Source organism: Rickettsia endosymbiont of Culicoides newsteadi (assembly GCF_002259525.1).
Taxonomy (GTDB): Bacteria; Pseudomonadota; Alphaproteobacteria; order Rickettsiales; family Rickettsiaceae; genus Tisiphia.
In genome coordinates, this window is record NZ_MWZE01000111.1 from 1 (window position 1) to 4,378 (window position 4,378).

Below are 4,378 nucleotides of genomic sequence, written 5' to 3' on the forward strand. Positions count from 1 at the left end.
GTTATGCTTTTTAGCAACTATAGCAGGAAAGTATAAGGCTTTACGCAAGTTAGAAGAACCAATTTTTGAGATAGAAGTTTTTCCTCTGACAGATGTACCAGAAGTTTTATGTTTTGGAGTAAGTCCTGCATAAGCAGCTAATTGTCTAGCATTACTGAAAGATTCTAAGTCAGGAGCTTCTGCAAGAATAGCTACAGCTGTAGCCTTACCTATGCCTGGAATAGTTTGCATGTTATCTGCCTTCTGTTTTAGAGATGTGTTATTAGTCAATATCTTGTCTATCTCAAGTTCAATATTTTCAATCTCTTTCTTAATATGCTTAGCAAGTTTAGCATAACTAGTGTACACTGATTTTGGTAAGTGCTGTTTGTGTTCAAGGTAGTTTTGAGTTTGTGCGTGTTGCTTCTTGAGATTTTGCATACAACGATATAGATCCTGTAGATATTGCAATGCTTTATCTGTAGGAATATACGGTGTCAGATCATTCTTAATTGCGAATTCTGCAATGATCATACTGTCTACTTTATCAGTCTTATGGCGTGATAACTTGCTTTTTGCAAAGGCATTGATGCATGAAGGGTTTACTACACTTACCTCATGACCATTATTATATAAAAAATCAGCAAATNACAAATTGCAGCTTGAAAAATGCAAAAATGGGAAACAAAATTATTATTTTTTTGTCTTGATTTTTCAGTCCAGTATCCTCTTAAGAAAAATAAACCTTCCATAAATTGCAATTTCGACTTTCCTCTAAATTATAACCTTATCCCGAATTGACGTTTTTTGCAAAGGCATTGATGCATGAAGGGTTTACTACACTTACCTCATGACCATTATTATATAAAAAATCAGCAAATGATTTACCATAACTACCAGTAGCTTCCATACATGCAGCTACCTTAGTAACATCATGTTTTTCAAGCCACCTAACAAACATCTTAAAACCTTGTTGATTATTATCTATTTTTGTTTGATAATATTTTTTATCAACGAGTAGTGCTATTGATAAATCTAACTTTGAGACGTCAACTCCTAGGATTGGTTTGGACATTTACTCCTCCTTGATAAACCGTTGATTTGAAGTACTAGAAGGCTTTAGCTAACCATGTTTATACAGAATAAGCATAAGCTTTTCTTAAGATACTGTTCAGCTTTAGGCGATATGAAAGAGGGCTCTTATCAGAACCGCAGACTTAGTATCTAGTCGCATCTACAGAGTCACCTCTTTCTGCCTTCAGAAGTAAGCTAACTCCTCTGAAGACGTTTTTGCAAGTACTAAATTTGACCTGCAGTTACAAGATACATGTCGCATCTATAATTGAAGATCTGCTTGAAGCAACAAAACTGAGATTTTGGACGTTATGCAGCCATTAACATCGATCGTAACATGGCATTAAAGTCGTAACATGGCATTAAAGTTTTATAGCAACTTGAAAAAACAAAAGATGGGGTTGTAACTTAAATAGAACAAAGTATAAAAATTACTATTTTTTTAAACCAATATATAATAAACTGTTACAAGAATTTTTGTTTTAGTTAATATATACTTTATTATTAAAGTAATGTAGTGGTATTTAAATGGAAGATATTAATGATTGGCAAGTAAAATACGAAAATTGTAAATATGCTGATAGGTTACTAAGTAAATTATCTGAGCTAAACCAGCAAGTAACTATACCTGTAAATATTAATGAGATTACAAAAGGTATCTATTACGCCAAAAAGTATCATGGTAGCCAAATGCGACAATCCGGCGATCCATATTACTCCCATCCGATAGAGGTGGCGTACATGGTTGCCGAATATGCCGTACTAAAGATACCAAAATACTACAGAACTGACATGATCATTACTAGTTTACTGCATGATACTATTGAAGACACAACTCTTACCGAAAACATGATTGGTAGAGTTTTTGGTAAACAAATTGCTAGTCAAGTGAAAGATTTAACCAGGGTTAAATCCTATGGAAAGATCAGTGCAGCAGAGATAATAGAGTTACTATTTCAACAAAAGAAAAAAGATGTATTATTTATTAAGTTATTTGACAGACTTCATAACATGCAAACTATTGGTGCCAAATCTCCTGAAAAGATTAATAAGATAAGAAAAGAAACTATGGAATGTTTTTTGACACTTGCAGCACACCTTGGAATAGGAAACATAGAAAAAGAAATGATTAAGCTTTGTGCACAGATACAAAAGATGGTTCACCACTAGAACTTCCTAATTTTCCAATGGGAAATGATCCTATACTTCCTTCTCTAATTTTTCAAAATGATGTAATCCAAAGGCAAATCCTATATTTATTGGCAATAAAATAATAAGTACCCCCCAATGTCCAAAACACTTTGTTATATAAACAAACCCAAAGGAAGTAACAACATATATAAAAGCACGTGATAGAGCGTAAGAAACACTAGTATAAGTAAAACGTTTGAAAACTGGAAAATGTTTAAAAAATATTGGTACTGCTGGAACGCTACAAGATATGAGTATAATAAAAATTGATTGAAATATTAACAAATTATGAGTATTACCAATATTATTTAATAAATACGGACAAATTAAGGTTAATAAAGAAAATATTACTAATTTTGTTTTAACAATCTTTAACGGGTGTATGTGATAACTTAAATACATTAACCATAAAACACTTATTAATTGTACTATTGAAAGAATAAAATTGTGTTTTATAACTTGTGTAGAGCTGTAACCAAAAGTATTTGTAAGAATACTACCACAATAGAAATAAGCAAAATAAAAACATGCAGGCCATGAACACTGTATTAAAAATAGAGAAATAGCAGTTTTTTTATTTGCTTTTTCTTTCCAAATAATGCTACTTTCTATTATAGCAGGATTTTGACTAGTTTTTTCCAGTACCAATTTTATTCGACGTTTGGCATCAGCAAATTCTGGTGTTTCTCGCAAAGTTGTTCTTGCTGCTATACCAATCACCGCAACTATTGCCCCTATAAAAAAAGCGTATCGCCAATTTATACCATTAGAAGTTATCAAAGAAGCAAAACCTACCGCTGCCATCATACCTAAAGCAATAAAAACTGAGACTGACGCTACTGCTGGATATTGGATAGGGGGAGAAGTAGCTTCAGTTAAATAAAGCTCAGCTCCTATTGCTTCTCCCATAGATGCCATTCCTTGAATAACACGACAAAAAGTAACTAATACAGTAGCAATTATTCCCTTTTCTGCATAAGTAGGAATGATAGCCATAATAATACAAGAAAGAGACATCATAAAAGTTGTGATGATAACTGTGGATTTACGACCTATATTATCGCCTAACCAACCGAATATTAAAGCTCCAAACGGTCTAAAAAAAATGTAGAACAAAAAGCAGTAGCAGAATAAATAGCAGTAGTAGATGGATCAGTTTTAGGAAAAAACAACTCATTAAGAAGTACAGCCATATGGACATATAACATTAAGTCAAAATATTCTAGAAATGTACCAATTGAAAGCAGTCCAACAGCTTCTTTTTGTTCTCTAGTTAAACTAGTATGGATAATCCTGGTATTCTCTTGAACGACTTCACTCATAATTGACCTGGTTTTGTTGTTGACTTCTGATAACTCATATTTCTCCAGTGATTAATTTCTGTATTTTGCGTTAATATATTTAGTATATAACATTTTATCGCTGCACTAAGTGGTATAAGAAGAATAATTTCTACCCGTACGTCATTGCGAGACCACGTAGTGATAGTGGCAATCCGCGCTTATTGGATTGCTTCATCGGCTACACGCCTCCTTGCAATAACGTTTTTACCCTGTCATACCTGCGTAGGAGGGAATCTGGATACCTGCATACGCTATATTATGACACAAAACAAGATTGCTTCGCCCTAGCTTCATTCCTCCTCACATGACGCCGGTTATTTTTTGCAACTTTTAAACTGCCATGATGGACTCTAAAACCGCTTCTTTCTCTAACTTTCGACAGTTGTGGTATTTTTTCCTCACGAATATTTTTTATAAGTTTAAATTTTGTTAGTAATAGTTACAATTTTAATTAAATATAACCTGCATTAAATAGTCAACTAATTTTTTATTAAAAAAACATAGTAATATCTCTTTATATTTCTTTCAGAGGTGATTAGTGTAATAATATTCTCTCTATAGCTAAATTATTGATATATCAAAGTTTTACAACTAATCAGCAACCCAATAATCATTTACAATGAATTCAATTTAAATTAATATATAATTTTTTATAGTTTAATCGCTAAGCCGTTGTAAATAATATTTGATAAAAGGTATAAAATGCTAGAAAACACGTCAATTCGGGATAAGGTTATAATTTAGAGGAAAGTCGAAATTGCAATTTATGGAAGGTTTATTTTTCTTAAGAG

Annotated in this window: 3 protein-coding genes and 1 pseudogene; 1 reads left to right on the forward strand and 3 read right to left on the reverse strand. The window is 32.3% G+C overall.

Going from position 1 to position 4,378, the window contains the following annotated elements:
* Both RiCNE_RS06290 and RiCNE_RS06295 read right to left on the reverse strand, forming a co-directional pair.
* Window positions 1-654, reverse strand: a 654-nt coding sequence (locus RiCNE_RS06290) for an IS110 family RNA-guided transposase (protein ID WP_133062961.1), incomplete at its 3' end; no start/stop codon positions are given.
* A gap of 112 nt (window positions 655-766) precedes the next feature.
* Window positions 767-1,054 carry an IS110 family transposase gene (locus tag RiCNE_RS06295; RefSeq protein ID WP_094649730.1) on the reverse strand — a complete coding sequence of 96 codons (288 nt, stop codon included), beginning with the start codon at window positions 1,052-1,054 and terminating at the stop codon, window positions 767-769.
* A gap of 527 nt (window positions 1,055-1,581) precedes the next feature.
* On the opposite strand from RiCNE_RS06295, the gene RiCNE_RS06300 reads away from it, so the two are divergent.
* Window positions 1,582-2,223 carry an HD domain-containing protein gene (locus tag RiCNE_RS06300; protein ID WP_094649731.1) on the forward strand — a complete coding sequence of 214 codons (642 nt, stop codon included), beginning with the start codon at window positions 1,582-1,584 and terminating at the stop codon, window positions 2,221-2,223.
* A 30-nt stretch (window positions 2,224-2,253) separates the two neighbouring features.
* Here RiCNE_RS06300 and RiCNE_RS06305 read toward each other — a convergent pair.
* A pseudogene (locus RiCNE_RS06305) lies at window positions 2,254-3,566 on the reverse strand (MFS transporter).
* Window positions 3,567-4,378: the final 812 nt, after the last annotated feature.